The 23,552-nt window shown below is 69.6% G+C and carries 23 protein-coding genes; 14 read left to right on the top strand and 9 right to left on the bottom strand.

Annotated features, from left to right (window positions below):
• Positions 1-42: 42 nt before the first annotated feature.
• A complete protein-coding gene (locus AC07NI_RS03180) occupies positions 43-732 on the bottom strand; it encodes a hypothetical protein (protein ID WP_494616209.1) in 690 nt (229 codons plus the stop codon).
• Positions 733-830: 98 nt separating this feature from the next.
• Positions 831-1,607: a class II aldolase/adducin family protein gene (locus AC07NI_RS03175; protein ID WP_494616206.1), complete on the bottom strand. Its 777-nt coding sequence runs from the start codon at positions 1,605-1,607 to the stop codon at positions 831-833.
• A gap of 142 nt (positions 1,608-1,749) precedes the next feature.
• Here AC07NI_RS03175 and AC07NI_RS03170 point away from each other — a divergent pair, with 142 nt between their 5' ends.
• The 5 genes from AC07NI_RS03170 (at position 1,750) to AC07NI_RS03150 (ending at position 4,895) form a co-directional block, all read left to right on the top strand.
• Entirely contained in the window at positions 1,750-2,409 is a 660-nt protein-coding gene (locus AC07NI_RS03170; RefSeq protein WP_494616203.1) for a DUF969 domain-containing protein, read from the top strand.
• Positions 2,406-3,362, top strand: coding sequence for a DUF979 domain-containing protein (locus AC07NI_RS03165; protein WP_494616201.1), 957 nt, complete (start codon positions 2,406-2,408; stop codon positions 3,360-3,362). Before AC07NI_RS03170 ends, AC07NI_RS03165 begins: the two co-directional genes overlap by 4 nt.
• Positions 3,359-4,357 (top strand): DUF2891 domain-containing protein, encoded by a 999-nt coding sequence (locus tag AC07NI_RS03160; protein ID WP_494616198.1) that lies wholly within the window; start codon positions 3,359-3,361, stop codon positions 4,355-4,357. The genes AC07NI_RS03165 and AC07NI_RS03160 overlap by 4 nt, the downstream gene beginning before the upstream one ends.
• Before the next feature lie 127 nt (positions 4,358-4,484).
• Positions 4,485-4,670 carry a hypothetical protein gene (locus AC07NI_RS03155; RefSeq protein WP_494616195.1) on the top strand — a complete coding sequence of 62 codons (186 nt, stop codon included), beginning with the start codon at positions 4,485-4,487 and terminating at the stop codon, positions 4,668-4,670.
• Positions 4,671-4,778: 108 nt separating this feature from the next.
• Complete coding sequence (locus AC07NI_RS03150) at positions 4,779-4,895, top strand: hypothetical protein (protein WP_494616191.1); 117 nt, start codon at positions 4,779-4,781, stop codon at positions 4,893-4,895.
• 6 nt (positions 4,896-4,901) lie between these two features.
• On the opposite strand, the gene smpB is transcribed toward AC07NI_RS03150, so the two are convergent.
• Entirely contained in the window at positions 4,902-5,363 is a 462-nt protein-coding gene (smpB, locus tag AC07NI_RS03145; RefSeq protein WP_291873358.1) for an SsrA-binding protein SmpB, read from the bottom strand.
• A complete protein-coding gene (dapA, locus tag AC07NI_RS03140) occupies positions 5,363-6,247 on the bottom strand; it encodes a 4-hydroxy-tetrahydrodipicolinate synthase (protein WP_494616188.1) in 885 nt (294 codons plus the stop codon). The genes smpB and dapA overlap by 1 nt, the downstream gene beginning before the upstream one ends.
• Before the next feature lie 246 nt (positions 6,248-6,493).
• Between dapA and AC07NI_RS03135 the strand changes: the two genes are divergently transcribed.
• Complete coding sequence (locus AC07NI_RS03135; RefSeq protein ID WP_494618229.1) at positions 6,494-8,596, top strand: lytic transglycosylase domain-containing protein; 2,103 nt, start codon at positions 6,494-6,496, stop codon at positions 8,594-8,596.
• Here AC07NI_RS03135 and AC07NI_RS03130 read toward each other — a convergent pair.
• The 4 genes from AC07NI_RS03130 to AC07NI_RS03115 are packed head-to-tail and all read right to left on the bottom strand — an operon-like array spanning position 8,593 to position 11,774.
• A complete protein-coding gene (locus AC07NI_RS03130) occupies positions 8,593-9,348 on the bottom strand; it encodes an ABC transporter ATP-binding protein (RefSeq protein WP_494616182.1) in 756 nt (251 codons plus the stop codon). The two genes, AC07NI_RS03135 and AC07NI_RS03130, sit on opposite strands and share 4 nt — an antisense overlap.
• A complete protein-coding gene (locus tag AC07NI_RS03125) occupies positions 9,345-10,385 on the bottom strand; it encodes a FecCD family ABC transporter permease (protein WP_494618227.1) in 1,041 nt (346 codons plus the stop codon). Before AC07NI_RS03125 ends, AC07NI_RS03130 begins: the two co-directional genes overlap by 4 nt.
• On the bottom strand, positions 10,328-11,134 hold the full coding sequence (locus tag AC07NI_RS03120; RefSeq protein WP_494616177.1) for an ABC transporter substrate-binding protein: 807 nt from the start codon (positions 11,132-11,134) through the stop codon (positions 10,328-10,330). The genes AC07NI_RS03125 and AC07NI_RS03120 overlap by 58 nt, the downstream gene beginning before the upstream one ends.
• Before the next feature lie 4 nt (positions 11,135-11,138).
• Positions 11,139-11,774, bottom strand: coding sequence for a TetR/AcrR family transcriptional regulator (locus AC07NI_RS03115; protein WP_494616172.1), 636 nt, complete (start codon positions 11,772-11,774; stop codon positions 11,139-11,141).
• 200 nt (positions 11,775-11,974) lie between these two features.
• Here AC07NI_RS03115 and AC07NI_RS03110 point away from each other — a divergent pair, with 200 nt between their 5' ends.
• The 4 genes from AC07NI_RS03110 to AC07NI_RS03095 are packed head-to-tail and all read left to right on the top strand — an operon-like array spanning position 11,975 to position 16,111.
• Positions 11,975-13,411: a glycosyltransferase gene (locus AC07NI_RS03110; RefSeq protein ID WP_494616167.1), complete on the top strand. Its 1,437-nt coding sequence runs from the start codon at positions 11,975-11,977 to the stop codon at positions 13,409-13,411.
• A 17-nt stretch (positions 13,412-13,428) separates the two neighbouring features.
• Positions 13,429-14,340: an RsmD family RNA methyltransferase gene (locus AC07NI_RS03105; protein ID WP_494616163.1), complete on the top strand. Its 912-nt coding sequence runs from the start codon at positions 13,429-13,431 to the stop codon at positions 14,338-14,340.
• Positions 14,341-14,342: 2 nt separating this feature from the next.
• Positions 14,343-15,146, top strand: coding sequence for a TrmH family RNA methyltransferase (locus AC07NI_RS03100; protein WP_494618225.1), 804 nt, complete (start codon positions 14,343-14,345; stop codon positions 15,144-15,146).
• A 5-nt stretch (positions 15,147-15,151) separates the two neighbouring features.
• Complete coding sequence (locus tag AC07NI_RS03095; RefSeq protein ID WP_494616159.1) at positions 15,152-16,111, top strand: DUF4424 domain-containing protein; 960 nt, start codon at positions 15,152-15,154, stop codon at positions 16,109-16,111.
• On the opposite strand, the gene hrpB is transcribed toward AC07NI_RS03095, so the two are convergent.
• Entirely contained in the window at positions 16,108-18,549 is a 2,442-nt protein-coding gene (gene hrpB / locus AC07NI_RS03090) for an ATP-dependent helicase HrpB (RefSeq protein WP_494616156.1), read from the bottom strand. The two genes, AC07NI_RS03095 and hrpB, sit on opposite strands and share 4 nt — an antisense overlap.
• A 181-nt stretch (positions 18,550-18,730) precedes the next feature.
• Between hrpB and AC07NI_RS03085 the strand changes: the two genes are divergently transcribed.
• The 4 genes from AC07NI_RS03085 (at position 18,731) to AC07NI_RS03070 (ending at position 23,463) form a co-directional block, all read left to right on the top strand.
• Positions 18,731-20,314: an amino acid permease gene (locus tag AC07NI_RS03085; RefSeq protein WP_494616152.1), complete on the top strand. Its 1,584-nt coding sequence runs from the start codon at positions 18,731-18,733 to the stop codon at positions 20,312-20,314.
• An 81-nt stretch (positions 20,315-20,395) separates the two neighbouring features.
• Positions 20,396-21,106 carry an MBL fold metallo-hydrolase gene (locus tag AC07NI_RS03080; RefSeq protein ID WP_494616150.1) on the top strand — a complete coding sequence of 237 codons (711 nt, stop codon included), beginning with the start codon at positions 20,396-20,398 and terminating at the stop codon, positions 21,104-21,106.
• 174 nt (positions 21,107-21,280) lie between these two features.
• Positions 21,281-22,045, top strand: coding sequence for a response regulator (locus AC07NI_RS03075; protein WP_494616144.1), 765 nt, complete (start codon positions 21,281-21,283; stop codon positions 22,043-22,045).
• On the top strand, positions 22,042-23,463 hold the full coding sequence (locus AC07NI_RS03070) for an ATP-binding protein (RefSeq protein WP_494616140.1): 1,422 nt from the start codon (positions 22,042-22,044) through the stop codon (positions 23,461-23,463). Before AC07NI_RS03075 ends, AC07NI_RS03070 begins: the two co-directional genes overlap by 4 nt.
• Positions 23,464-23,552 lie beyond the last annotated feature (89 nt).

Genomic DNA, 23,552 nt, shown 5'->3' with positions numbered 1-23,552 from the left:
CAGTGACAGCCGGATGACCGACTGTTGCAAAGCTGAAACAAGCTATAGCCTTCGCCACACACCGAGTACGACGCCGCGATCCCGAGCGGTCTCTCGCCCTGTGACGGTGTCGCGCCAGCCCAGCTGCGCGCTCCAGGGTCCGAACGCGCGGACGACGGACAGTTCGTTCTTCACCCAGCGCGAGCGGACAGGGCGACGGTCGGCCTGGCCGGCATAGGTCTGGGCCAGGACCAGCCAATGCTTGGCCGGCCGCACGCCGAGCGTGGCGTCGAGACGCGTTTCGTCGGCCAAGCCCTGGCGCTTCAGCCGCGCGGCCTCCAGATCGACGAACACCTCGCAGCCCTTCCATGTCGCCGAGCGGCCGTAGAGCACGCGCGCCTCCAGATCCAGGCTCCCCTGCCCTGGCGCGGCGTAGCCGGCGTTGCGGCCGACCCCAGCCTCGCCCGCGCCGAGATAGACGGCTAGGGACGAGCGGTCGTCCTTATACGCCGTCCAGCGCAGGCCCAGCTCGATCGGTCCGCGTCCGGAGTATTCCACCCACTTGTCGTGGCCACGCGTGACGCCGGCCTTGGCCTGCAGGGTCAGGCGCGGCGTCAGGCCATGCTCGACGAAGACCGACAGGTTCTCGTCCCGGCGCGGGTCGATGGCGACGAGGACGCCGTCCGGGTCGTAACCCTGCCTGGCGTCGGACCGCTCGTACTTGGCGATCGCCTGGGTGCGGCCCGGCGCCATTGGCCAAGCCCCGGCCAACGCTGGGCCGGCGCCCAGGCATGAAAAAGCCGCCGCGATCGCCAGGACCGCGACGGCTCTCATGACTACGAAATAGGCGCCTAGTCCGCGTAGCCAGGCAGCTCGCGGTCCAGCTTGCGCAGGCAGCCTGGCCAAGCCAGGCCGCCGATCATGCCCATGCCCATGCCGGTCTGCTTGCGCACCTCGTCCTGGGCCCCTTCCGGCGCCAGCAGGACGTTGTCGCGACCGATCGAAAGCGCCATCACCTGCTGCGCGCACGCCCGCTCCAGGAAGAACATCCCCAACCAGCACTCGGCAGCCGTGCTGCCCACCGACAGCGTGCCGTGGTTGCGCAGCATCATCAGCCTCTTGGTCTCGCCCAGGTCGGCCACCAGCCGTTCCCGCTCGTCCAAGTTGAGAGCAATGCCTTCATAGTCGTGATAGGCGAGCTGAGGCAAGACGATTAGCGCGTGCTGGGTCAGCGGCAGCAGGCCCTCGGCGTGCGCCGACACCGCCACGCCCTGATCGCTGTGCAGGTGCATGACGAAATGGGCGTCCTCGCGCGCGGCGTGGATGGCCGAGTGGATCGTGAAGCCCGCCGGATTGATGAAGTAGGGCGTCTTGTCGATGACGTTGCCTTCCAGATCGACCTTCACCAGGCACGAGGCGGTCATCTCGCCGAAGAACATGCCGTACGGGTTGATCAGGAAGTGATGCTCGGGTCCCGGCACGCGGGCCGAGATGTGGGTGAAGATCATGTCATCCCACCCGTGCAGGGCCACGAGACGATAGAGGGCGGCGAGATCGACCCGCGCCTGCCATTCGGCTTCGCTGACCTTACCCTTGAGGGACGTGATGGGCAGAGCACCGTCGGCCATGGTGAGCCTCCCTAGGTTATCATTGTTGACTTAGCGTCGCGCCGGGGCGTTCCAGCGTCAAGAGGCCCTTTGGCGACGGCGCCCGCTTGCCAACCGCGCGCCGGCGTCGGACCGTCCCCGCGAACAGGGGGAATCGAGACCGATGCTGACGCTGCTGGGCGTGGCGGTGATCGTGCTGGGCTTCGCCCTGCGCTTCAATCCGCTGCTGGTCGTCATCGCCGCCGCCCTGACCTCGGGGCTGGCGGCCGGCCTTGCGCCCCTGGAGGTGCTGGCCGCCTTCGGCAAGGCCTTCAACACCAACCGCTACGTCACCGTCGCCTGGCTTGTGCTGCCGGCCATCGGCGTGCTGGAGCGCGCCGGCCTCAAGGAGCAGGCGCGCCGGACGATCCAGAGCCTGGCGGCCGCAACGGCCGGGCGGGTCCTGATCGCCTACCTCCTGATCCGCCAACTGACGGCGGCGCTAGGCCTGACCACGGTCGCCGGCCAAGCCCAGACCGTCCGCCCGCTGGTCGCCCCCATGGCCGAGGCCGTGGCCGAGCCGCTGTCCGACGACAACCGCGAAAAGGTGAAAGCCATGAGTGCGGCCACCGACAATGTCGGACTGTTCTTCGGCGAGGACATCTTCCTGGCCATCGGCTCGATCCTGCTGATCGTCGGCTTCCTGGACCAGAGCGGCATCACGGTCGAACCGCTGCACCTCTCCATGTGGGCCATTCCGTCGGCCATCGCCGCCTTCTTCATCCACGGCGCGCGGCTGCTGCTGTTCGATCGCGCCCTGGCCAAACCCGAGGTCGAGCAATGATCGGCCTGCCCCTCGTCTACCTGCTGGCCGGCCTGACGTTCGGCGCCTTCGCCGTGCTCAGCGCCTTCGATCGCGAGAACACCAAGCGCTTCGGCAACGCCGCCTTCTGGGGCCTGTTCGCCTTGAGCTTCCTGTTCGGCGACCACTTCGGCGACCTGGGCAACGGCTTCCTGGCGGTGGGCCTGGCGCTGATCGCCGGGACCGGCCAGCTGGGCGTCGGCGTCCCTAAGACCACCTCGCCCGCCGAGCGCGAAAGCCTGGCGGCGACCTATGGCGCGCGCCTGTTCATCCCCGCCCTGGTCATCCCGGTGCTGGTGCTGCTCGGGACCCTGGTGTTCAAGCGCCTGACGCTGCACGGCGCGCCCGTGGTCGATCCCAAGCAGGCGACGCTGGTCTCGCTGGCCCTGGCCGCAGTGGTCGCGGCGATCCTGGCCCAGGTGATGTTCCGCCAGCCGGCTTCCGCGCCCTTGCAGGAAGGCCGCCGGCTGATGGACCTGGTCGGCTGGGCCGCCCTGCTGCCGCAGATGCTGGCCGCCCTCGGCGCGGTCTTCGCCCTCGCCGGCGTCGGCAAGACCATCGGCGAGCTGGCGGTGATGATCACCCCGGTCGACAGCCGCTTCGCCGCCGTCGCCGCCTATTGCCTGGGCATGGCCGTGTTCACGGTGATGATGGGCAACGCCTTTGCCGCCTTCCCGGTGATGACCGGCGGCATCGCCCTGCCCCTGGTCATCGGTCGTTTCGGCGGCGATCCGGCCGTGGTCTGCGCCATCGGCATGTTGTCGGGCTTCTGCGGCACGCTGCTGACGCCCCTGGCCGCCAATTTCAACCTTGTGCCGGCCGCGCTCCTACAGTTGAAGGACCGCTACGCCGTGATCCGCGCCCAGGCGCCGACCGCGCTCCTGATGCTGATCGTCAATGTGGTCCTGATGAACGCCCTGGCTTTTCACAAATGAGCCTCGCCCGCTCCACCGCCTCGCGCTTCGCCAAGATCGCCCTGGGCCACCTGACCCGCGAGTATCCGAACAAGCTGGACCACGTGATGGCGGGGCCGGACGACGTCCGCTCGCCGCGTGAGCTGCACCCGATCTTCTACGGCAGCTTCGACTGGCACTCGTGCGTGCATGGCTACTGGCTGCTGGCCACCCTGCTGCGTCTGCGCCCGGAGATGCCGGAGGCCGACCAGATCATCGCCCTGTTCGACGACGCCTTCACCCACGAGAAGGTCGGCGTCGAGACGGCCTATGTGCAGCGTCCCGAAAGCCGCGGCTTCGAGCGTCCCTACGGCTGGGCCTGGAGCCTGATGCTGCAGGCCGAACTGCTGCGTCACAGGCAGCGCCCCTGGGCCGACGTCCACGCGCCGCTGGCCGCCGCCTTCAAGGCGCGCTTCGACGCCTTCCTGCCGATCGCCGACTATCCGGTCCGCACGGGCACCCACTACAACACCGCCTTCGCCCTGGTCCTGGCCACCGAATATGCGGTGATGACCGACGACCAGGCCTTCTTCGACCTGATGCAGAACCGGGCCCTCCTCTGGTACGGCCAGGACGCCGCCTGCCAGGGCTGGGAGCCGTCAGGCGACGACTTCCTCTCGCCCGCCCTGATCGAGGCCGAGGCCATGCGCCGCCTGCTGCCGCGCGAGAGCTTCGACGTGTGGTTCCCGCGCTTCCTGCCGGACCTGGCCGAAAAGCAGCCCGCCACCCTGTTCTCGCCCGCCCGGGTCAGCGATCGCAGCGACGGCAAGATCGCCCACCTGGACGGCCTGAACCTGTCGCGCGCCTGGTGCTGGCGGCTGCTGGCCGTGGCCATGCCCGAGGAGGATCCGGCCAAGCAGCTGGCGGTCAACGCCGCCCTCGCCCACCTGGCGGCGGCCATCCCGCACATCGCCGGCGACTATATGGGCGAGCACTGGCTGGCCACCTTCGCCCTGCTGGCGCTGGAGAACGGCTAGACGATGGGCGCGGCGGGACTGTCCGCCCACTGTTTACATTCCTTGACAATGAACCCGAAGCAGCTCGCGTTAAGGAAGTTCTCGCGCCTCAGCGAAGGGCGCGAGTCGCATCCAGGGAGTTGTCGTCATGCCCGACGCCGCCCGTATCGAGATCGCCCCTGAAACCGACGGCTGGGTCGTCTCCGAGAATGGCCGCCCCGCCGGCCTCTTCGACAACCGCGAAACCGCCTACAAGCGCGCCCTCGACATGTGCGGCGCGCTGTTCGAGCGCGGGGTGCGCTCGCGAGTGTACGAACTCCCGGCAGCCGCGTAGGCGCACACCTTTACAATCCTTGACAATGTTCCGCCCCTGTTAGGGCTAACATTTCATCAGGGACTGATTTGTCGCGCCTTGGGAGGCGCGGTTTGCCGGAGCCACGTCATGGCCCAAACGACACGCAACCAGCTGCGGACCGAGGTCCGGACCTTCCTGATCGTCAGCGCCGGAGCCTTCGCGCTAGGCCTCGCCATCGGCTTCGCCGCGATGGGGCTTCACTAGAGACGATCAGTCGTCGCGCCCGCCGCTCTTCATCAGGCGGGCCTTGTCACGCTGCCAGTCGCGGGCCGCTTCGGTCTCGCGCTTGTCGTGGTTCTTCTTGCCCTTCGCCAGGCCGATCTCCAGCTTGGCCAGGCCCTTGTCGTTCCAATAGAGCTTCAGCGGGATCATCGTCCGGCCGTCGCGCTGGACCGCGCCGATCAGCTTGTCGATCTGCTTGCGATGCAGCAGCAGCTTCCGGTGCCGGCGCGGCTCGTGGTTGAAGCGGTTGGCGTGGCCGTAGGGCGGGATGTCGGCGTTGATCAGCTTGATCTCACGCCCTTCGACCGACGCGTAGGATTCGGCGATATTGGCCCGGCCGACGCGCAGTGACTTCACCTCGGTGCCGGTCAGCATGATGCCGGCCTCGAAGACCTCCTCGATGAAGTAGTCGTACCGGGCGCGCCGGTTCTCCGCGATCGGCTTCGTCATTACTGCAGACCAGCCTCGCGCATGGCTTCCAGGATGGTCGGACGCACGGCTTCGGCGCAGGTGGTGATCGGCAGGCGCGCCTCATCCGAGCACAGGCCCAGCTGGGCCATGGCGAACTTGGTGGGGGCCGGCGAGCTGTCCAAGAACAGCGCCTTGTGCAGGCGCACCAGGCGATCCTGCCAATAGAGGGCGGTTTCCCACTGGCCGGCCATGCAGGCGTTCATGAAGGCGGCGCAGGCGTCCGGGGCGACGTTCGAGGTCACCGAGATCACGCCGTGGCCGCCGTGGGCCATGTAGCCCAGGGCCGACGGGTCATCGCCGGTCAGCAGCACCCAGTCGGGACCGCACAGCAGGCGCTGCATGCTGATGCGGGTCAGGTCGCCCGTGGCGTCCTTGATGCCGACGATGTTGGGCAGCTTCGAGAGGCGCGCCAGGGTCTCGTTGGAGATGTCGACGCCCGTGCGGCCCGGCACGTTGTAGACGAACACCGGCAGCTCCACGGCGTCGTTGATCGCCTTGTAGTGCTGGTACATGCCCTCTTGGCTTGGGCGATTGTAGTAAGGCGTCACCACCAGGCAGGCGTCGGCGCCGACGGCCTTGGCGTGGGCGGCCAGCTCGACGGCCTCGGCGGTCGAGTTGCTGCCCGCGCCCGCGATCACCGGCACGCGGCCGGCGGCGGTCTTCACGCACAGCTCGACGACGCGCTTGTGCTCGTCGTGCGACAGGGTCGAGGTCTCGCCGGTGGTGCCGACCGGCACCAGGCCGTGGACGCCGCCCGAGATCTGGCGCTCGACCAGGGCCACGAACGCTTTTTCGTCCACCTCACCGTCGCGGAACGGCGTGACGAGGGCCGGGATGACGCCCTTGAAGTGAGACTGGACCATGACTTGCAAATTGCCGTGAGGATGGCGCCGCGTGTGTTGCGGCAGGACGATGGGGGCGGACAATATGTCCCTGCCCCGTCGTCCCGCAATGGGCGCTTCGAGGCAGGAGCGGGATTTGAGGGGGGAAGCCCCGCCGGTCAAGCCCGGCAACCGGACTTTAAACCCTATTGAGGCCTGAATCGTCGCATAGGGCCTCGGGTGAGATTCGAGTACAAGGCTCCTCGGGGCCGGTTGATGGAGAGCGTTTTGGCTTCAGTGGTGCGTCGGATTCTGCTCGGTGGAGCTTGCATCGTGGCCGTGGTCGGGGCGGCGGACGCCCAGACGACCTCGGGCTATGCGACCTCGTATTCGAGCCAGCCCGGCCTGATCACCACCCCGCCTACCGCCGTCCCGGGCGCGCTGTCCGACACCGACAGCGCCAATCTGCAGACCGCCCTGGCGGCCGCCAAGCGCGGCGACGTCTCGGGCGCGCGCATGGCCATGGACAGCCTGCAGGACCCGGTCGCCAAGAAGATCGCCCAGTGGGCCCTGGTCGACAGCAACGCCGAGGCGCTGAGCTTCTTCGAGTTGGACGCCGCTCGCCGCGACCTGGCCGGCTGGCCGCGCGGCGCGCGCCGCGACGCCGCCGCCGAGAAGGCCCTCTCCACCTCGGGCCTCGATCCTGCCCGCATCATCGCCTGGTTCGGCGGCGCCCAGCCGGCGACGGCCGAGGGCGCCATGGCCCTAGCCAGCGCCTGGCAGGCCACGGGCCGCACCCAGGACGCCACCAACCTCATTCGCCGCACCTTCCGCGACAAGGTATTCGAGGCCGACGCCCAGCGCAGCATGATCGCCCGCTTCGGCGGCATGCTGACGGCCGACGACTACAACCGCCGCGCCGACATCCTGCTGTACGGCCAGCAAGGCCCGGCCGCCCGCGACATGGTCGCCATGCTGTCGGAGACCGGCCAGGCCACGGCGCGCGTGCGCATGGCCTATCGGTCGAACTCGGCCAACGCCAACACGCTCTACAACGGCCTGACGCCCGACCTGCAGGCCTCGCCGGGCGTGGTGTTCGAGCGCGCGGCCTATCTGCGCCGCGCCGGCATGGACACCCTGGCCCTGCCGATGGTGGTCAACTTCCCGGCCCCGCCGACCGAGGAAGCCTCGACCGTCATCTGGAAGGAGCGCAAGCAGCTGATCGTCTCGGCCCTGAAGGCCGGCAACAGCACCGGCGCCTATGCGGCCGCCGACAACACCCAGGCCCTGGCCCCGGCCGACATCGCCGAGAGCGAGTTCTACGCCGGCTGGATCGCCCTGACCCGCCTGCGCAACCCGGACGCGGCCGCCGCCCACTTCGCCCAGATCGCCGCCGTCGGCGCCTCGCCGATCACCCGGGGCCGGGCCCTCTACTGGCAGGGCCGCGCGGCCGAGGCGCAAGGCGACCCGATCGCCGCCCAGACCTTCTACGCCGAGGGCGCGCGCCACATCACCACCTTCTACGGCCAGTTGGCCGCCGAGAAGGCAGGGCTGAAGGAGCTGCGGCTGGAGCGTGATCCGGTCATCACCCAGGCCGACCGCGCCCGCTTCTACGGCCGCGAGCAGATCCGCGCCGCGCGCATCCTAGCCGACACCGGCAATCGCGACCTGTTCCGCAGCCTGGTGCTCTATATCGACGACACCCTGCCCAACGCCGAGGAAAGCGCCCTGCTGGTCGACTTGGCCCGCGGCTATGGCGACCAGGACCTGGCCATGCGCGCGGTGCGCACGGCCGCCCAGCGCGGCTTCATCCTGCCCGAGCGCGGCTATCCGCTGCTGGACCACCACTTCACCCCGGGCCCGGGGGCGGCCGAGACGGCCTTCGTCTATTCGATCTCGCGCCAGGAAAGTAACTTCGACCCGGCCGCCCGGTCGGGCGTGGGCGCGCGCGGCATGATGCAGCTGATGCCGGCCACCGCCTCGATCGTCGCGCGCAAGCTGGGCGAGGCCCATTCCGTCGAACGGCTGGGCGACGCGCCGTACAACATGCGCCTAGGCTCGGTGTATCTGGGCGACATGGTCCGTAGCTTCAGCGGCTCGTACATCATGGCCGCCGCCGCCTACAATGCCGGTCCGGGCCGCCCAGCCCAGTGGGCGGGCCTGTGCGGCGACCCGCGCGGCGCGACCACCGACCCGCTCGACTTCATCGAGTGCATCCCGTTCTCCGAGACCCGCAACTACGTGATGCGGACCCTGGAGACGACCATGGTCTACCGCGCCCGTCTCAACGGCGGCGTCAGCCCGCTGACCCTGTCATCTGACCTGAAGCGCGGCGGCTATGTGTACTCGCCGTCGGTGGCGTCGGCGGACACGGCGGTCACCCAGCCTTAAGCCCGGCGGGCCGCCAGAACCGGCCCGGCCTCAGTCTCGATCAGCTCGCCGTCCAGCCGGAACACGCGGCCGAGGGTGTCACGTGACAGCGCCTCGCGCGGCGGCCCCTCGGCGACGATGCGGCCGTGATCGACCACGACAATGCGGTCGCAGGACCGGGCGGCCAGGGTGAGGTCGTGCAAGGTCACCACCACGCCCGCGCCCTTGGCGGCCTCGGCGCGCAGCAGGTCCAGCGTCAGCAGCTGGGCGTCGGGATCGAGGCCCGCCACCGGCTCGTCGGCGACCAGCAACGGCGCGCGGGTGGCCAGCAGGCGCGCCAGCAGCACCCTCGCCCGCTCGCCGCCGGACATGTCGAGCACGCCGCGATCGGCCAGATCAGCCGCGCCGACGCGGGTCAGGTATTCCAACGCCAGGGCGTCGGCCGCTTCGTCGGCGAGGTCGGTCGCACCCAGGGCGGCGACCATGCGGGCCGGCAAGTTCCAGGCCACGCGGCGGTCCTGCGGCAGGTAGCCGACCAGCTTGGCGCGATCGTCGGGTTTCAGCTCGGCCAGGGCCTTGCCCGAAAGCCGCGCCTCGCCGGCCGTCATCGGCAGCAGGCCCAGCCCCGCGCGCAGCAGGCTGGTCTTGCCCGCGCCGTTGGGGCCCACGACGCCGACCACCTCGCCGGCGGCCACGGTCAGGGACATGGCCTCCAGCACGGTCTTGCGGCCTTGCCGGGCGGTGACGCCATCCAGAGTCCAGAGCGCGCTCACGACCGCCAGCTCCGCGAAGCCCGCCAGGCCAGCAGGGCGAAAGCCGGCGCGCCGAACAGGGCCGTGACCACGCCCAGCTTCAGCTCCTGCTCGGTCGGGATCAGGCGGGCGGCGAGATCCGCCAGCACCAGCAGCAGCGCGCCAGCCAGGGCCGAGGGCCACAGGATGCGCTTGGGGTCGTCCTTGACCAGCGCGCGCACGAGATGCGGCGCGGCCAGGCCCACGAAGCCGATCACCCCGGCCGCCGCCACGCCCGCGCCGGTCAGCAAGGCCGAGCCGGCCACGGCAAAGACCCGCAGGCGCGCCATCGGCAGGCCCGACATCCGCGCGGCCTCCTCACCCAGGGTCAGCATCCGCAGCCCCTGTCCGGCGCGGATGCAAAGCGCCGCGCCGATCGCCATCGGGACCAGCGCGCGAGCAGCGTCATGCCAGTCGCGGTTCTCGACCGAGCCCATCAGCCAGGCCAGGATCTCGGCCGTCGCCACCGGCGAGGGCGAGAGGTTGAAGACCAGCGCCGTCAGCGCTCCGCCAAACGCCGACAGGGCCACGCCGAACAGGATCAACACCTCGGGCTCGCGGAACCGCGCGGTCAGCACCACGACCATGGCTCCAGCGACCAGGGCCCCGACCAGGGCCGACAGCTCGATCGCGCCGGGCAGCACGGCCAGGCCCGCCGAGATCGCCACGGCCGCGCCCAAGCCCGACACCGCCGAGACGCCCAACACACCAGGGTCGGCCAGAGGATTGCGCAGCAGCCCCTGCATGGTCGCGCCCGACAGGCCCAGAGCCGCGCCGACCAGAGCGGCGACGGCGACACGCGGCGCACGGATGGTCCACAGCACCTCGCCCGGCGGCGAGGCCGGATGGCTCAACGCCTGAGCGTATTGCGCCAGGGTGAATGGCGTCTCGCCCAGCGACACGGCCACGACCGCCGCCAGCGCCAGAACGAGCGCCATCAACAGACATAGGCGCAGCAGGCTCATCGCGCCGCCTCCGCCAGGGCCAGGGAGCCGTCGGCGGCGAACCAGCCGGCGCAGCCGACCACCTTGGCTGGCAGGTCAACGACGGTGCGAGTCTTGATCGCTCCTCGCAGCGCCGCGTGGCGTCCCGGCCCCCAGCGATCCGAGCCGGCGCGCGCCAAGTCGAACAGGCCCAGCACCACCGCTGCCGGCGGGGTCATGACCAGCCGCTCCAACGACACTGGCGCGAAGTACGGGCTGGTGGTGGCGTTGGCGTAGCCGGCCGCCTTCAGCATCGCGTCGACCAGGGTGTTGGTGCCCGCCGTATAGCCGCCAGGCGTCAGGTACAGCGCCGAACGCCCCTTCCCTGCCCCGGCCGCGCGCGCCAGCTTGGCGTCCATCCGCGCGATCAGCGCCTCGCCCTGCGGCTTGCGGTCCAGCGCCGTGGCCACTTTACGGATATTGCCGCGCACGCCCTCGAAGTCGGCGGCGTCGTCCAGCGCCACGGTCGCAACACCTTTGCCTTGCAGAGCTTTGGAGAGCCGCGCATCGCCGCCCCACAGACGCACAACCACATCGGGCTTGGCCGCCACCAAGCTCTCGAACGTCGCTCGGCGCAGCGGCAAGCCACCGGCCGAAGCGCGCATGTAGCTGTCTGGCGAGACGGCGCGGTGCGAGAGGCCGACGATGGTCTCGCGCGGGGCCAAGGCCAGCACATACTGGTCGGCGCAGGAGTCCAGCGACATCACGCGCGGCCCCGCCAGCGCAGCCCCCGGGACAAGCGCCATCGCCGCCAGAAGCGCGCACAAGGCCTTGGCGGCGCTCATGAAATCAGTCCGTGACCAGGCCGTACAGCAGGCCGTCCAGCATGACCTTCATCAGCTGGTCGGCGTCGGACCAGCCGCGCGAGGGCTTGGTGATCAGCAGCGACACCAGGCCGTGGCAGCCGCTCCACAGCACCTCGGCGGCCTGCACGGCCGAGCCTGAGCGGAGGCGTCCTTGGGCGGCGATCTGGTGCACCGGCTCGCTGAACTTCTCGAAGCAGCGATCGCCCAGCGCCAGCACGTCGGCGGTCTTGTCCGGCGAGACGTGCTCGCCCGTGGCGCAGAACACCAGCTGATAGGTGTTGGGGTTGTCCAAGGCGAACTGCATGTACGCCTCCAGCATCACCCGCACGCGCGACACCGGGTCGATCGGCTGGGCCGCGATCTCGGTGTTCAGCTCCAGCAAACGCTCGATGGCGTCGTTGCTGATCTCCAGCAGGATCTGGTCCTTGTCGCGGAAGTGCATGTAGAGCGCCGTCGACGACACTCCCACCGCGTCGGCGATCTTGCGGATCGTCGCGCCGGCATAACCTTCGGCGATGAAGATCTTCTCGGCCGCCGCCAGGATCTCGCCCCGACGCAAGTGCCCGTCGCCCTTGGGCTTTCGGGCGGACTTGTGAGGCTTCTTCAGAACGACCGTCACGGACTTGGCTTCCCCTGCAATTCCCCGGTCCGACACTAAACGGGAATCACCCAGCCGTCGCAAGAACGTGCGTGGAAGGAGAATCCGGCCTCGCGCGCGCGAGGGCGCGTCGCAAAACGCGCATTTTTACCATTTGACACTTCATGGTTGAGATTCGTTTATCGGCGCCGTTGAGGGCGAGCGGCGTACCAGGGGCATCCATGGCGCGGGAAGACAGACGGCTGGAACCGGCGTTCGCGCCGGCGTGCGGACCTGTGTCCGAAGGGCTGGGCGTAGGACGGATCGAGCCGGCGACCACCGCCTCCACAGGGCGCGATGGCGCGCATCGGACGCTGTCGCCGTTGCAGGCGACCTGCGTCGCCTTGGCGGGCCTGCTGGCCGCGATCGGCGTGGCGCTGTCGCCATCCGGCGCCCTGACGCTGGTGCATCACCTGTTCTTCGCCGTCTTCCTGCTGGGCGGGCTGACGCGGCTGGCGGCGGCCTGCACGCCGTTGCCGCCGGTTCTCGCACCGCCGCTCGCCGACGCGGACCTGCCGACCTACACCATCATCGCCCCGCTCTATCGCGAGGCCGAGGTCCTGGCCGAGCTGGTCCAGAACCTGGCGGCGCTGGACTATCCGCGCGATCGCCTGCAGGCGCTGATCGTGCTGGAGGCCGACGACGACATCACCCAGGCGGCCGCGCGCGCCCTGGACCTGCCAGCCTTCGTCCAGGTGCTGGTCGTGCCGCCCGGCGCGCCCAAGACCAAGCCACGCGCCTGCAACCACGCGCTGGATCGGGCTCGTGGCGAGCTGGTGGTGATCTACGACGCCGAGGACATGCCCGATCCGGGCCAACTGCGCGAAGCCGCCGCCCGGTTCGCCGCCTCGGATGCGCGCCTGGCCTGCCTGCAAGCGCCACTGCGGATCGAGGACCCGGGCTTTTCGCTGTTCCTGCCGTCGCAGTTCAGGCTGGAATACGCCGCCCATTTCGAGGTGCTGCTGCCCGCCCTGGCCCGCTGGGGCCTGGCCTTTCCGCTGGGCGGTACCAGCAACCACTTCAAGACGGCCGTCCTGCGCGAGATCGGCGGCTGGGACCCGTACAATGTGACGGAGGATGCGGACATCGGCTTCCGCCTCGCCGCCGCAGGCTACGGGCTGGGCGTGATCGAACGCCCGACCTGGGAGACAGCCCCGACCACCTGGGGACAGTGGCTTCCGCAGCGAGCCCGCTGGATCAAGGGGCATATGCAAACCCTGGCGGTCAGTCTGCGCGGCCCGGTCCCGCGCCAGCCGCGCAACGCCGTGGCCCTGGTGCTGACCCTGGCCCAGTCGGTGGCCTCCTCGCATCTGCATGGACCGGTGATGGCCGTGGCGATCGTGCTGGCGGCGATCGATTTCGCGCCCGACTTCCGGTTCAGCATCCCACCGTGGGATTTCCTGCTCTACGTCCTGGGCTGGAGCTCGGCCGCCATCGCCGGCGCGCGCGGTATGATGCGGACGGGCGCCCCACCCAAGTCGCTGCACCTCTTCGGCATGGCCGGCTATTGGCTGCTGCAGAGCCTGGCGGCGGTCAAAGCGCTCTACCAGTTCGTCACCGCGCCGTATCGTTGGGACAAGACCCAGCACGCCCCTCGCTCTGGACCACCCGCCCCCTAAAGCGGTATGGGCGGGCGATGGCACCGAAGATCGCTCCCACCCCTCTCGTCATGCGCACCACCGGCTGGGCCGACTACGCCTTGCTGGACAGCGGCCACGGCAAGAAGCTGGAGCGCTACGGTCGCTACACCGTCGTGCGCCCCGAGCCGCAGTGCTTCTGGGCCCCGCGCCTGGACCAGAAGGTCTGGGACAACGCCGACGCCGTCTTCGATCCCACCGACGAGGACGAGGCCGGCCGCTGGCGCTTCAAGGGCAAGCCGATCGAGAAGTTCGACTTAGGGTGGGGCGGCGCCAAGTTCCACGGCCAGTTCACACCCTTCCGCCACCTCGCCTTCTTCCCCGAGCAGGCCGCCAACTGGGCCTGGCAGGACGAGCGCGTCCGCGCGCTGTGCGCCGGCTCCGGGCCGCAGCCCAAGATCCTGAACCTGTTCGGCTATACCGGCGTGGCCTCGCTGGTCTGCGCCGCCGCCGGCGCGGCCGTCACCCACGTGGACGCCTCCAAGAAGTCGGTCGGCTTCGCGCGCGAGAACGCCGCCTTCGCCGGCCTGGCCGACAAGCCGATCCGCTGGATCGTCGAGGACGCCCGCAAGTTCGTGGCCCGCGAGGTCCGGCGCGGCAACAAATATGACGGCATCATCCTGGATCCGCCGAAGTTCGGCCGCGGCGCCGACGGCGAAGTCTGGCGCCTGTTCGAGGACCTCTCGGCCCTGACCAAGGACTGCGCCGCCCTGCTCAGCGACGACGCCTCGTTCCTGCTGATGAACGCCTATGCCGCCCGCGTCTCGGGCGCGGCGATGTCGGGCCTGCTGGCCCAGGAGCTGGAAGGCCGGGGCGGCGTCATCGACTGGGGCGAGCTGTCCCTGGTCGAGGAAAAGGGCGACCGCCAGATCGGCCTGTCGTTCTTCGCCCGCTGGTCGTCGGAGGCCTGATGATGAACGCCCCCAACCAAGCAAAGACCGTCACCTCCCTGACCAACAACACCGTCAAGGCCGTCCGCGCGCTGCACATGCGCAAGGAGCGCGAGGAGAGCGGCCTGTTCCTGGCCGAGGGCCTGAAGATCGTCATCGAGGCGATCGACTGCGGCCACGCGCCCAAGATCGTCATGTATGGCCCCGACGCGGCCGACCATCCGATGCTGAAGAAGGCTGTCGCCGCGTGCCTGAAGGCCGGGGGCGAGGTCATCGAGGTCAACCGCGAGATCCTCGAGAAGGTCTCGCGTCGCGATAACCCCCAAGCGGTCGTGGCCGTGTTCAAACAGGTCTACACGCCGCTGTCGGCCATCGTGCCCGAGAGCGCCCCGTGCTGGGTGGCCATGCAGGCCGTCCGCGATCCCGGCAACCTGGGCACCGTGATCCGCACCGCCGACGCGGCCGGCTGCGGCGGGGTGATCCTGGTCGGCGACTGCGTCGACCCCTACTCGGTCGAGGGCGTGCGCGCGACCATGGGCTCGATCTTCGCGGTGAAGATCGCCAAGGCCACCATTCCCGAGTTCCTGGCCTGGCGCGAGACCTGGCCCGGCAGCGTGGTCGGCACCCTGCTGACCGCCACGGTCGACCACAAGTCCGCCGACTACGTGAAGCCGTCGCTGATCCTGATGGGCAACGAGCAGCAGGGCCTGCCACCCGAACTGGCCGCCGCTTGCGACGTGAACGTCAAGATCCCGATGCGCGGCCGCGCCGACAGCCTGAACCTGTCGGTGGCCACGGGGATCATGATCTACACGGTCACGGGGTAGAGACAATGAAGCCGAGACCGCTGACCGGCGCACTGCTGGCCCTGACGCTTTCGGCTCCGGCTCTCGCCAACGACACGTCGGCCGAACTGGCGGCCGGCGGCCTGGTGATCACCAAAAACGACGCCATCGAGATGCGGTCCGAAGACCTCTTCATCTCGCAGGAGGCCGTGCGGGTCACCTACAGCTTCCTCAACACCAGCGGCCGCGACGTCACCATCCGCGTGGCCTTCCCGATGCCGGACCTGGGCGGGCCCGACATGTTCAAGAGCGACGTCTCGGTCCCGGTCGACGCACCCGCCAACATCCTGGCCTTCGCCACCACCGCCGACGGCAAACCGGTCAAGACCGAGCTTGAGCAAAAGGCGCTAGTCGACGGCGTCGACCGCACCGCCTGGCTGGTCGCCAACCACATCCCCCTGGCCGTGCACCAGGGCGCGGCCTCGGCGGCGATCGAGAAACTGCCCAAGGCCAAGCGCGACGAGGCGCTGAAGCTCGGTTTGATCGACGAAGAGGGTGAAACGGTCTGGGTGCTACGCTCGACCTATCACTGGATGCAGACCTTCCCGGCCGACAAGCCAGTGACCATCCAGCACCGCTACACGCCCTCGGTCGGGGCCACGGTCGGCACGATGCTGGGACTGGGCAAGGACAGCGACCAGGAGACGGCCAAGAAGTACTGCGTCGATCCCTCGATCCAGACCACCGTGGCCCGTAGCGTCCGCAATGGCGAAAGCCCGCGCTACACTGAGCACTGGATCGAGTACGTCCTGGTCACCGGCGGCAACTGGAAGAAGCCGATCGGCGACTTCCGGCTGACGGTCGACAAGGGCGCGGCCAGCACTCTGGTCAGCTTCTGCGGCGACGGCGTCCGTAAGACCGGCCCCACCCGCTTCGAGATGCGCAAGACCAACTGGCGGCCGGAAAAGGACCTGTCGATCCTGTTCTTGAAGCCGTACGGCGACTAGGTCCCGCGCGGCTTCGCCCGCGTCGTCGGCGCGGTGTTGGCGGGGTCGTCCGGCCAGACGTGGCGGGGATAGCGCCCCTTCATCTCGACCTTCACCTCGCGCCACGAGCCCTTCCAGAAACCGGGCAGGTCGCGGGTGATCTGGATCGGCTTGTGGCCGGGCGACAACAGCGACAGCACCAGCGGGACCTTGCCGCCGGCGATGCTGGGGTGCTCGGTCAGGCCGAACAGTTCCTGCACGCGGATGTCGATGCGCGGGCCGGCCTCGGCGGCGTAGTCGATAGCCACGGTGGTGCCGGTCGGAGCCTGGAAGCGCGCCGGCAGCATCTGGTCGATCTGTCGCTGCAGGTCCCACGGCACCAGCGACCGGATCGCGCCATCCAAGCTGTTCTCGTCGACGCTGGCCAGGGACGAGCGGCCGTGCAGCAGCGGCTCCAACCATTCGTCGAGACGGGCGATCAGCGCCGCGTCCGACAGGTCGGGCCAAGCCGCTTCATCCAACGCCCTCAGGAAGGCGACCCGGCTGCGGAAGCTCTCGATCCCCTGCCCCAGCCGCAGGCCTGAGAGGCCGTCGGCGCGGACCTGGTCCATCAGCGCGCCGGCGATCATGGCCGGGTCGGGGTTCTCGATCAGCCGCTCTTCCAGCACCAGCCGGCCCAGACGCAGCAGGCGCTTGGCGCGGACCTTGCCGCCGGCGGTCTCCAAGCGGTCCTCGGCGACCAGGCGCTCGGCGAAGGTCTCGCGCAGATCGGCCTCCTCGACGGCGGCGGCCAGCAGGATGCGGTCACGACTGTCGCCGCCGCCCAGCTCGCCGACGGCCAGCCAGGCCTCGCGGGCAAGGGGATCGGTCGGTTCCAGATAGACGCCACGCCCGCCGGCCAGCTGGAACTCGCCGGGCTTGCCGCGCGCCTTGGCCACCCGCTCGGGATAGGCCTCGGCCAGCATCAGGCCGGTCTCGAGTTTCTTCGCGCCGGAGGCGCGGCCGGCTGCGCGGCTCCAGCGCTCGACCAGCGCCATGGCGTCGCGGCTTCTCGGCGAGCGGTCGCGGTGCAGGTTTTCCAGCCGCCGGCGCAGATCGATATCCTTGCCGCCCAGCCCTTGCTCGGTCAGCACGGCGGCGACCTCGGCGGCTTCGCGAGCCTGGCCCGAGGCGGCGGCGCGGACGACCATGTGCGCCAGGCGCGGCGGCAGCGGCATCTCGGCCAGGGCCTTGCCGTGGGCCGTTAGGTCCCCCTGCCCGTCCAACGCCTGGATGCGGGTCAGCAAGGTGCGCGCCTCGGCGAAGGCGGCGGCCGGCGGCGGGTCCAGGAAGGTCAGGCCGGCCGGATCGCGCGCGCCCCAACGGGCCAGATCCAGCGCCAGGCGCGACAGGTCGGCCTCTAGGATCTCGGGCCGCGCGAAGGCCGGCAGCGACCGGGTCTCGGGCTCGTCCCACAGGCGGTAGCAGACGCCGGGCTCGGTGCGGCCGGCGCGGCCGCGACGCTGGTCGGCGGCGGCGCGGCTGACACGGACGGTCTCCAGCCGCGTGATGCCCGAGGCCGGATCGTAGCGCGGCACGCGGGCCTGGCCGGCGTCGATCACGACGCGGACGCCCTCGATGGTCAGGCTGGTCTCGGCGATCGAGGTGGCCAGCACCACCTTGCGGCGGCCGGCGGGCGCAGCGGAGATGGCGCGGTCCTGCACGGCTGGCTCCAAGGCACCGTACAGCGGGGCGACATCGACATCCGGCCGGCGCAGGCGCTCGTTCAGCCAGCTCTCGGCCCGGCGGATTTCGCCCTGGCCTGGCAGGAAGACCAGGATCGAGCCCGTCTCCTCGGCCAGGGCCCGCTCGACGGCGCGGCCGACGCGCTCTTCCAGCCGCTGGCGCTCGTCGCGGCCCAGATAGCGGGTGTCGACCGGGAACATCCGGCCTTCGCTCTCGACCACCGGCGCGTCGTTCAGCAGCGAAGAGATACGGGCCCCATCCAGGGTGGCCGACATGATCAGCAGGCGCAGGTCGTCGCGCAGCACGCTCTGGACGTCGCGGGCGAAGGCCAGGCCGAGGTCGGCGTCCAGGCTGCGCTCATGGAACTCGTCGAACAGCACGGCGGCGACGCCGTCCAGGCCCGGATCGTCGAGAATCATCCGGGTAAAGACGCCTTCGGTGACCACCTCGATGCGCGTTTTGGCCGAAACCTTCGACTGCAGGCGCACCCGGAAGCCGACCGTCTCGCCCACGGCTTCGCCCAGATTCGCCGCCATGCGCGACGCGGCGGCGCGTGCGGCCAGGCGGCGCGGCTCCAGCACGATGATCTTGCGACCCTGGACCCACGATTCTTCCAGAAGCGCCAAGGGCACGGCCGTGGTCTTGCCCGCGCCGGGCGGCGCGACGAGAACGGCGGTCTCCCGTTCGGCAAGGGCGCCTTTCAGCGCCGGAAGGGCCTCGAAAATGGGCAACATCGCGCCCGCTTTAGCGGTCGGGGCCCACGCCGCCAAGCATCGCTGGACTAGTCAGGACGCGGGAGAACATTTACGCGCATCCGCGGCTCCACCTTGACCCCATGCTCATAAACGGGTCACGGTCCGCAAAATTTTTCAAAAGGCGACCCCCGGGGGGAGTCTTGCCTACCCAGGAGGAACTATGTGGCGCGTTAAATCGCTTGATGCGATCCTAGCGACGGCTGAGAAAAAATCCCTTCACCGCTCGCTTGGTCCCGTGCAGCTGACGCTGCTGGGTGTCGGCGCGATCATCGGTACCGGGATCTTCGTTCTGACCGCCGCCGCCGCCCAGAAGGCCGGCCCCGGCATGGTCTGGAGCTTCGTGATCGCCGGCGCCGTCTGCGCCTTCGCCGCGCTCTGCTACTCCGAACTGGCCTCGATGGTTCCCGTCTCGGGCTCCGCCTACACCTACTCCTACGCCGTCATGGGCGAACTGCTGGCCTGGATGGTCGGCTGGGCGCTGATCCTGGAATACGCGGTCGCCGCCAGCGCTGTGTCCGCCGGCTGGTCCGGCTACTTCCTCGGGCTAATCGAGAACGCCTTAGGGTTCCACTGGCCTGATCTGTTCCGACAAGGCCCGACCTGGTCGATGAACGGCTTCATGCCGGCGGCGGACTTCAGCCACGGCATCGTCAACGTCCCGGCCATCATCGTGGCCCTGGCCGTGACCGCCCTGCTGGTCCTCGGCACCACCGAAAGCGCCCGCGTCAACGCCGTGCTGGTGGCCATCAAGGTCACCGCCCTGACCGTGTTCATCGTCATGGCGCTGCCGGTCCTGAAGACCGGCAACTTCTCGCCCTTCACCCCGAACGGCTGGTTCGGCCCGGCCGGCACCACCGGCATGGGCGTGGTCGGCGCCGCCGCTTCGATCTTCTTCGCCTACGTGGGCTTCGACGCCGTCTCGACGGCCGCCGAAGAGACCAAGAACCCGCAACGCAACGTCCCGATCGGCCTGATCGGCTCGCTGGCCCTCTGCACGGTCTTCTATCTGCTGGTCGCGGCCGGCGCGATCGGCGCCGTCGGCGCTCAACCGGTGCTCGGCGCGGACGGTTCGGCCGTTCAGCCCGGCTCGGCCGCCTTCACCGCCGCCTGCGCCCTGGCCGCCAACAAGGAAGCCCTGGTCTGCTCGAACGAGGCCTTGGCCCACGTCCTGCGCCAGATCAACTTCCCGGTCCTGGGCAACCTGCTGGGCCTGGCCGCCAACCTGGCCCTGCCCTCGGTCATCCTGATGATGATCTACGGCCAGACCCGCATCTTCTTCGTCATGGCCCGCGACGGCCTGCTGCCGGAGAAGCTTGCGACCATCCACCCGAAGTTCAAGACGCCGCACATCGTGACCATCTTCACGGGCGTGTTCGTCGCCCTGGCTGCCGCGTTCTTCCCGGTCGGTCAGCTGGCCGACATCTCGAACTCGGGCACCCTGTTCGCCTTCTTCATGGTGGCGATCGCGGTGATGGTGCTGCGCAAGAAGGATCCGGACCGTCACCGTCCGTTCAAGACGCCGTTCGTCTGGGTCGTGGCTCCGATCGCCCTGATCGGCTGCGCGGTGCTCTACTTCAACCTGCCGTTCGAAGCGATGATGGTCCTGCCCGTCTGGGGCGCGCTGGGCTTGGTGATCTACTTCGCCTACGGCTTCCGCAAGAGCCACGTCGGTCGCGGCCTGCGCGGCGAAGTCCACGAACTGGACGACGACGCTCCGCCCACCGGCCTGCCCGGCGCGGAATGATCTTGATCTGCGGCCACTAGGCTTTAGGTCAAAGAGGGCGGGCGCTTCGGCTCCCGCCCTTTTCTTTTGGAGCTAGGCCTCATGACGATGCCCATCGCCGCCGTGATCGCGCCGGTCACGCCGCTGCAGCAGAACTGCACGATCGTCTGGTGCACCAAGACCATGAAGGCCGCCGTCATCGATCCGGGCGGCGAGGTCGATCGGCTGCTCAAGGCTCTGGCCGACAAGGGCCTGACGCTTGAGAAGATCTGGATCACCCACGGCCACATGGACCATGCTGGCGGCGCGGCAGAGCTGAAGGTCCGCACCGGCGTGCCGATCGAGGGCCCGCACCAGGACGACCAGTTCTGGATCGACCAGATCCAGCAGTCCGGCGAGACATACGGCATGCCCGAGGCGCGGATCTTCGTCACCGACCGCTGGCTGACCGACGGCGACACCGTCACCCTGGGCGAGACCGAGTTCGAGGTCTTCCACTGCCCCGGCCACACGCCCGGCCACGTGGTGTTCTTCCACCGCGAGACCAAGTTCGCCCAGGTCGGCGACGTGCTGTTCCAGGGCTCGATCGGCCGCACCGACTTCCCGCGCGGCAACCACGAGGACCTGATCGACTCGATCACCCAGAAGCTTTGGCCGCTGGGCGAGGACGTCCGCTTCGTGCCGGGCCACGGGCCGATGTCGACCTTCGGGGCCGAGCGCCGCAACAATCCGTTCGTCGCCGATCGCGTTGTCGCGGCGATGCAGGCGCAAGGCGAGAGCTATCAGGCTCCGAAGAACCACTCGCCGGGCTGATTGGGCTTGAAAAGCTCGTCGGGACCCGGCCCGTTCAAGGGGGGAAAGCGCGGACCGGGTCCCGGACGCCGGCAACTCGTCAGCGGCCGGTGCGACACTGGATCGCATGACCGGGTTGCGTCGCTGTTGCAGGCGTGAAATCTGAGCGTGACGGGGACGTGACAGGAAAATCGCATGGAAAACGTCCAAAGCACTGTCCAGAGCGACGCCGACACCCAGAGAGGGGCCGCTCCACGCATCCTGATCGTCGATGACGATCCGGGCATCCGCGACGTCGTCTCGGATTTCCTCAGCCGCCACGGCTACGCCGTCGAGACGGCCCAGGACGCCCGCACCATGGAACAGGTGCTGGCGCGCGGTCCGATCGACCTGATCGTGCTGGACATCATGCTGCCCGGCGAGGACGGCCTGGCCATCTGCCGCCGCCTGTCGTCGGCCAATGACGGCCCGGCCATCATCATGCTCTCGGCCATGGGCGAGGACACCGACCGCATCGTCGGCCTGGAGCTCGGCGCCGACGACTACCTGCCCAAGCCCTGCAATCCGCGCGAGCTGCTGGCCCGCGTCCGCGCCGTGCTGCGCCGCCGCCAGGAGCCGCGCACGGTCGACGACGCCATGGGCGCGGCCTGCGAGTTCGCCGGCTGGCGCCTGGACCTGGTCCGCCGCGAACTGCGCTCGCCGCAGTCGGTGGTGGTCAACCTCTCCAGCGGCGAGTTCTCGCTGCTGCGCGCCTTCGTCGAGCGGCCCCAGCGGGTGCTGACCCGCGACCAGCTGCTGGACCTGGCCCGCGGCCGCGACAGCGACGCCTATGACCGCGCCATAGACGTCCAGATCAGCCGTCTGCGCCGCAAGCTGGATGACGGTGGCGGCAGCGAGCTGATCCGCACGATCCGCAGCGAAGGCTATATGTTCACCGCCAAGGTCGTCCGCACCCCATGACCCTTTTCCGGCGCGGCGCGCCGCTGTTCGTCCAGGCCCTGGGGCTGGTGATCGTCACCCTGGTGGCGGCCCAGCTGATCGCCATCGCGGTCATCTTCACCCTGCCGCCGCCGCCGCCCGAATTCTATCGGTCCACCGAGATCGCCCGGGCCCTGATGTCCGGCCAGCCGGTGCAGCCGCGCGACGGCCGCCTGCTGGTGGTCAAGCAGCGCGTCACCCTGCATCCGATGGGCCAGGACACTCCGCGCCGCCTCGACTTCAAGACCGACATCAGCCGCGCGGTCGGCGTGCCAGTGAACCGCATCGAGCTGCAGATCGACAACGGTCCGCGCTTTTTCGTGCGCCGCACGCCGGTGACGCCGCCCAAGCCCGATGGGCCGCCGCGCGGTCCCGGCCCCCGAGAGCCGTTCGCCCGCGAAGGCGGCGGCTCTGGAGGCCCCGGCGGCCCCCCCGAGGCGCGCGGCAAGGGCGGCGACGAGCCGCTGATCTTTGGCGACTTCAAGCTGGGCGTGCGTCAGAGCGACGGCCGCTGGCTGGTGGTCGAGCCCAAGCCGACCTTCCGCTTCGACAGCTGGCAGCAGCGCGTGCTGCTGATCCTCTTGCTGTCGGTAATCGCCGTGACGCCGCTGGCGTGGCTGTTCGCCCGCCGCCTGGCCCAGCCGATCACCGCCTTCGCCGACGCCGCCGAGCGCCTGGGCAAGGACCCGCGCACCCCGCCGCTCAGCATCACCGGCTCCGGCGAGGTGGTCGCCGCCGCCGCGGCCTTCAACATGATGCAGGAGCGCCTGCGCCGTTACGTCGAGGACCGCACCGCCATGGTCGGGGCGATCGCCCACGACCTGCGCACGCCGCTGACTCGCCTGAAGTTCCGCATCGAGGCCGTGCCCGACGACATCCGGCCCAAGCTGGCCGCCGACATCGACCAGATGGAGGCGATGATCGCCGCCACCCTGGGCTTCGTGCGCGACACCCAGCGTCCGGCCGAGCGCACCAAGCTGGAGCTCTCTTCCCTGGTCGAGAGCGTCATCGACGAGGCCGCCGAGACGGGCGGCGACGCCATTGTCGAGCGGACCGAGAAGACCGTGATCGAGGGCGATCCCGTGGCCCTGAAGCGCCTGGTCGCCAACCTCGTCGAGAACGCCCTGAAATACGGCGTGCGGGCCCGTGGCCGGGTCTATGCCGAGGACCACATGGCGATCATCGAGGTCGACGACGACGGCCCCGGCATCCCCGCCGGCGAGCTGGAGCGGGTGTTCGAGCCCTTCTATCGCGGCGAGCCCTCGCGCAACCGCGAGACGGGCGGCAACGGCCTGGGTCTGGCGGTCGTCCGCTCCCTGGCCCGCGCCCACGGCGGCGACGTCACCCTGGCCAACCGTCCCGGCGGCGGCCTGCGGGCCTGCGTTCGCCTGCCCGCCTAGCAATTACGGCGGAAACGGACGGATTTGTTGCGGCGCCGCAAGCCCGGACGCCGGGCCTGACATCGCCGAGACATCCGGCTCGGCTTCAA

Source organism: Caulobacter sp. GW821-FHT10E02 (genome assembly GCF_059415225.1).
This window is presented reverse-complemented; position numbering and strand designations above follow the sequence as displayed.

Coding starts and splice junctions, on each gene's coding strand:
- AC07NI_RS03085 (WP_494616152.1), top strand. CDS start 18,731: ATGTGGCGCGTTAAATCGCTTGATGCGATCCTAGCGACGGCTGAGAAA.
- AC07NI_RS03160 (WP_494616198.1), top strand. CDS start 3,359: ATGAGCCTCGCCCGCTCCACCGCCTCGCGCTTCGCCAAGATCGCCCTG.
- smpB (WP_291873358.1), bottom strand. CDS start 5,363: ATGACGAAGCCGATCGCGGAGAACCGGCGCGCCCGGTACGACTACTTC.
- AC07NI_RS03080 (WP_494616150.1), top strand. CDS start 20,396: ATGACGATGCCCATCGCCGCCGTGATCGCGCCGGTCACGCCGCTGCAG.
- AC07NI_RS03105 (WP_494616163.1), top strand. CDS start 13,429: ATGGCACCGAAGATCGCTCCCACCCCTCTCGTCATGCGCACCACCGGC.
- AC07NI_RS03165 (WP_494616201.1), top strand. CDS start 2,406: ATGATCGGCCTGCCCCTCGTCTACCTGCTGGCCGGCCTGACGTTCGGC.
- AC07NI_RS03100 (WP_494618225.1), top strand. CDS start 14,343: ATGAACGCCCCCAACCAAGCAAAGACCGTCACCTCCCTGACCAACAAC.
- AC07NI_RS03120 (WP_494616177.1), bottom strand. CDS start 11,134: ATGAGCGCCGCCAAGGCCTTGTGCGCGCTTCTGGCGGCGATGGCGCTT.
- AC07NI_RS03180 (WP_494616209.1), bottom strand. CDS start 732: ATGGCGCCGGGCCGCACCCAGGCGATCGCCAAGTACGAGCGGTCCGAC.
- AC07NI_RS03155 (WP_494616195.1), top strand. CDS start 4,485: ATGCCCGACGCCGCCCGTATCGAGATCGCCCCTGAAACCGACGGCTGG.
- hrpB (WP_494616156.1), bottom strand. CDS start 18,549: ATGTTGCCCATTTTCGAGGCCCTTCCGGCGCTGAAAGGCGCCCTTGCC.
- AC07NI_RS03095 (WP_494616159.1), top strand. CDS start 15,152: ATGAAGCCGAGACCGCTGACCGGCGCACTGCTGGCCCTGACGCTTTCG.
- AC07NI_RS03110 (WP_494616167.1), top strand. CDS start 11,975: ATGGCGCGGGAAGACAGACGGCTGGAACCGGCGTTCGCGCCGGCGTGC.
- dapA (WP_494616188.1), bottom strand. CDS start 6,247: ATGGTCCAGTCTCACTTCAAGGGCGTCATCCCGGCCCTCGTCACGCCG.
- AC07NI_RS03150 (WP_494616191.1), top strand. CDS start 4,779: ATGGCCCAAACGACACGCAACCAGCTGCGGACCGAGGTCCGGACCTTC.
- AC07NI_RS03070 (WP_494616140.1), top strand. CDS start 22,042: ATGACCCTTTTCCGGCGCGGCGCGCCGCTGTTCGTCCAGGCCCTGGGG.
- AC07NI_RS03170 (WP_494616203.1), top strand. CDS start 1,750: ATGCTGACGCTGCTGGGCGTGGCGGTGATCGTGCTGGGCTTCGCCCTG.
- AC07NI_RS03075 (WP_494616144.1), top strand. CDS start 21,281: ATGGAAAACGTCCAAAGCACTGTCCAGAGCGACGCCGACACCCAGAGA.
- AC07NI_RS03175 (WP_494616206.1), bottom strand. CDS start 1,607: ATGGCCGACGGTGCTCTGCCCATCACGTCCCTCAAGGGTAAGGTCAGC.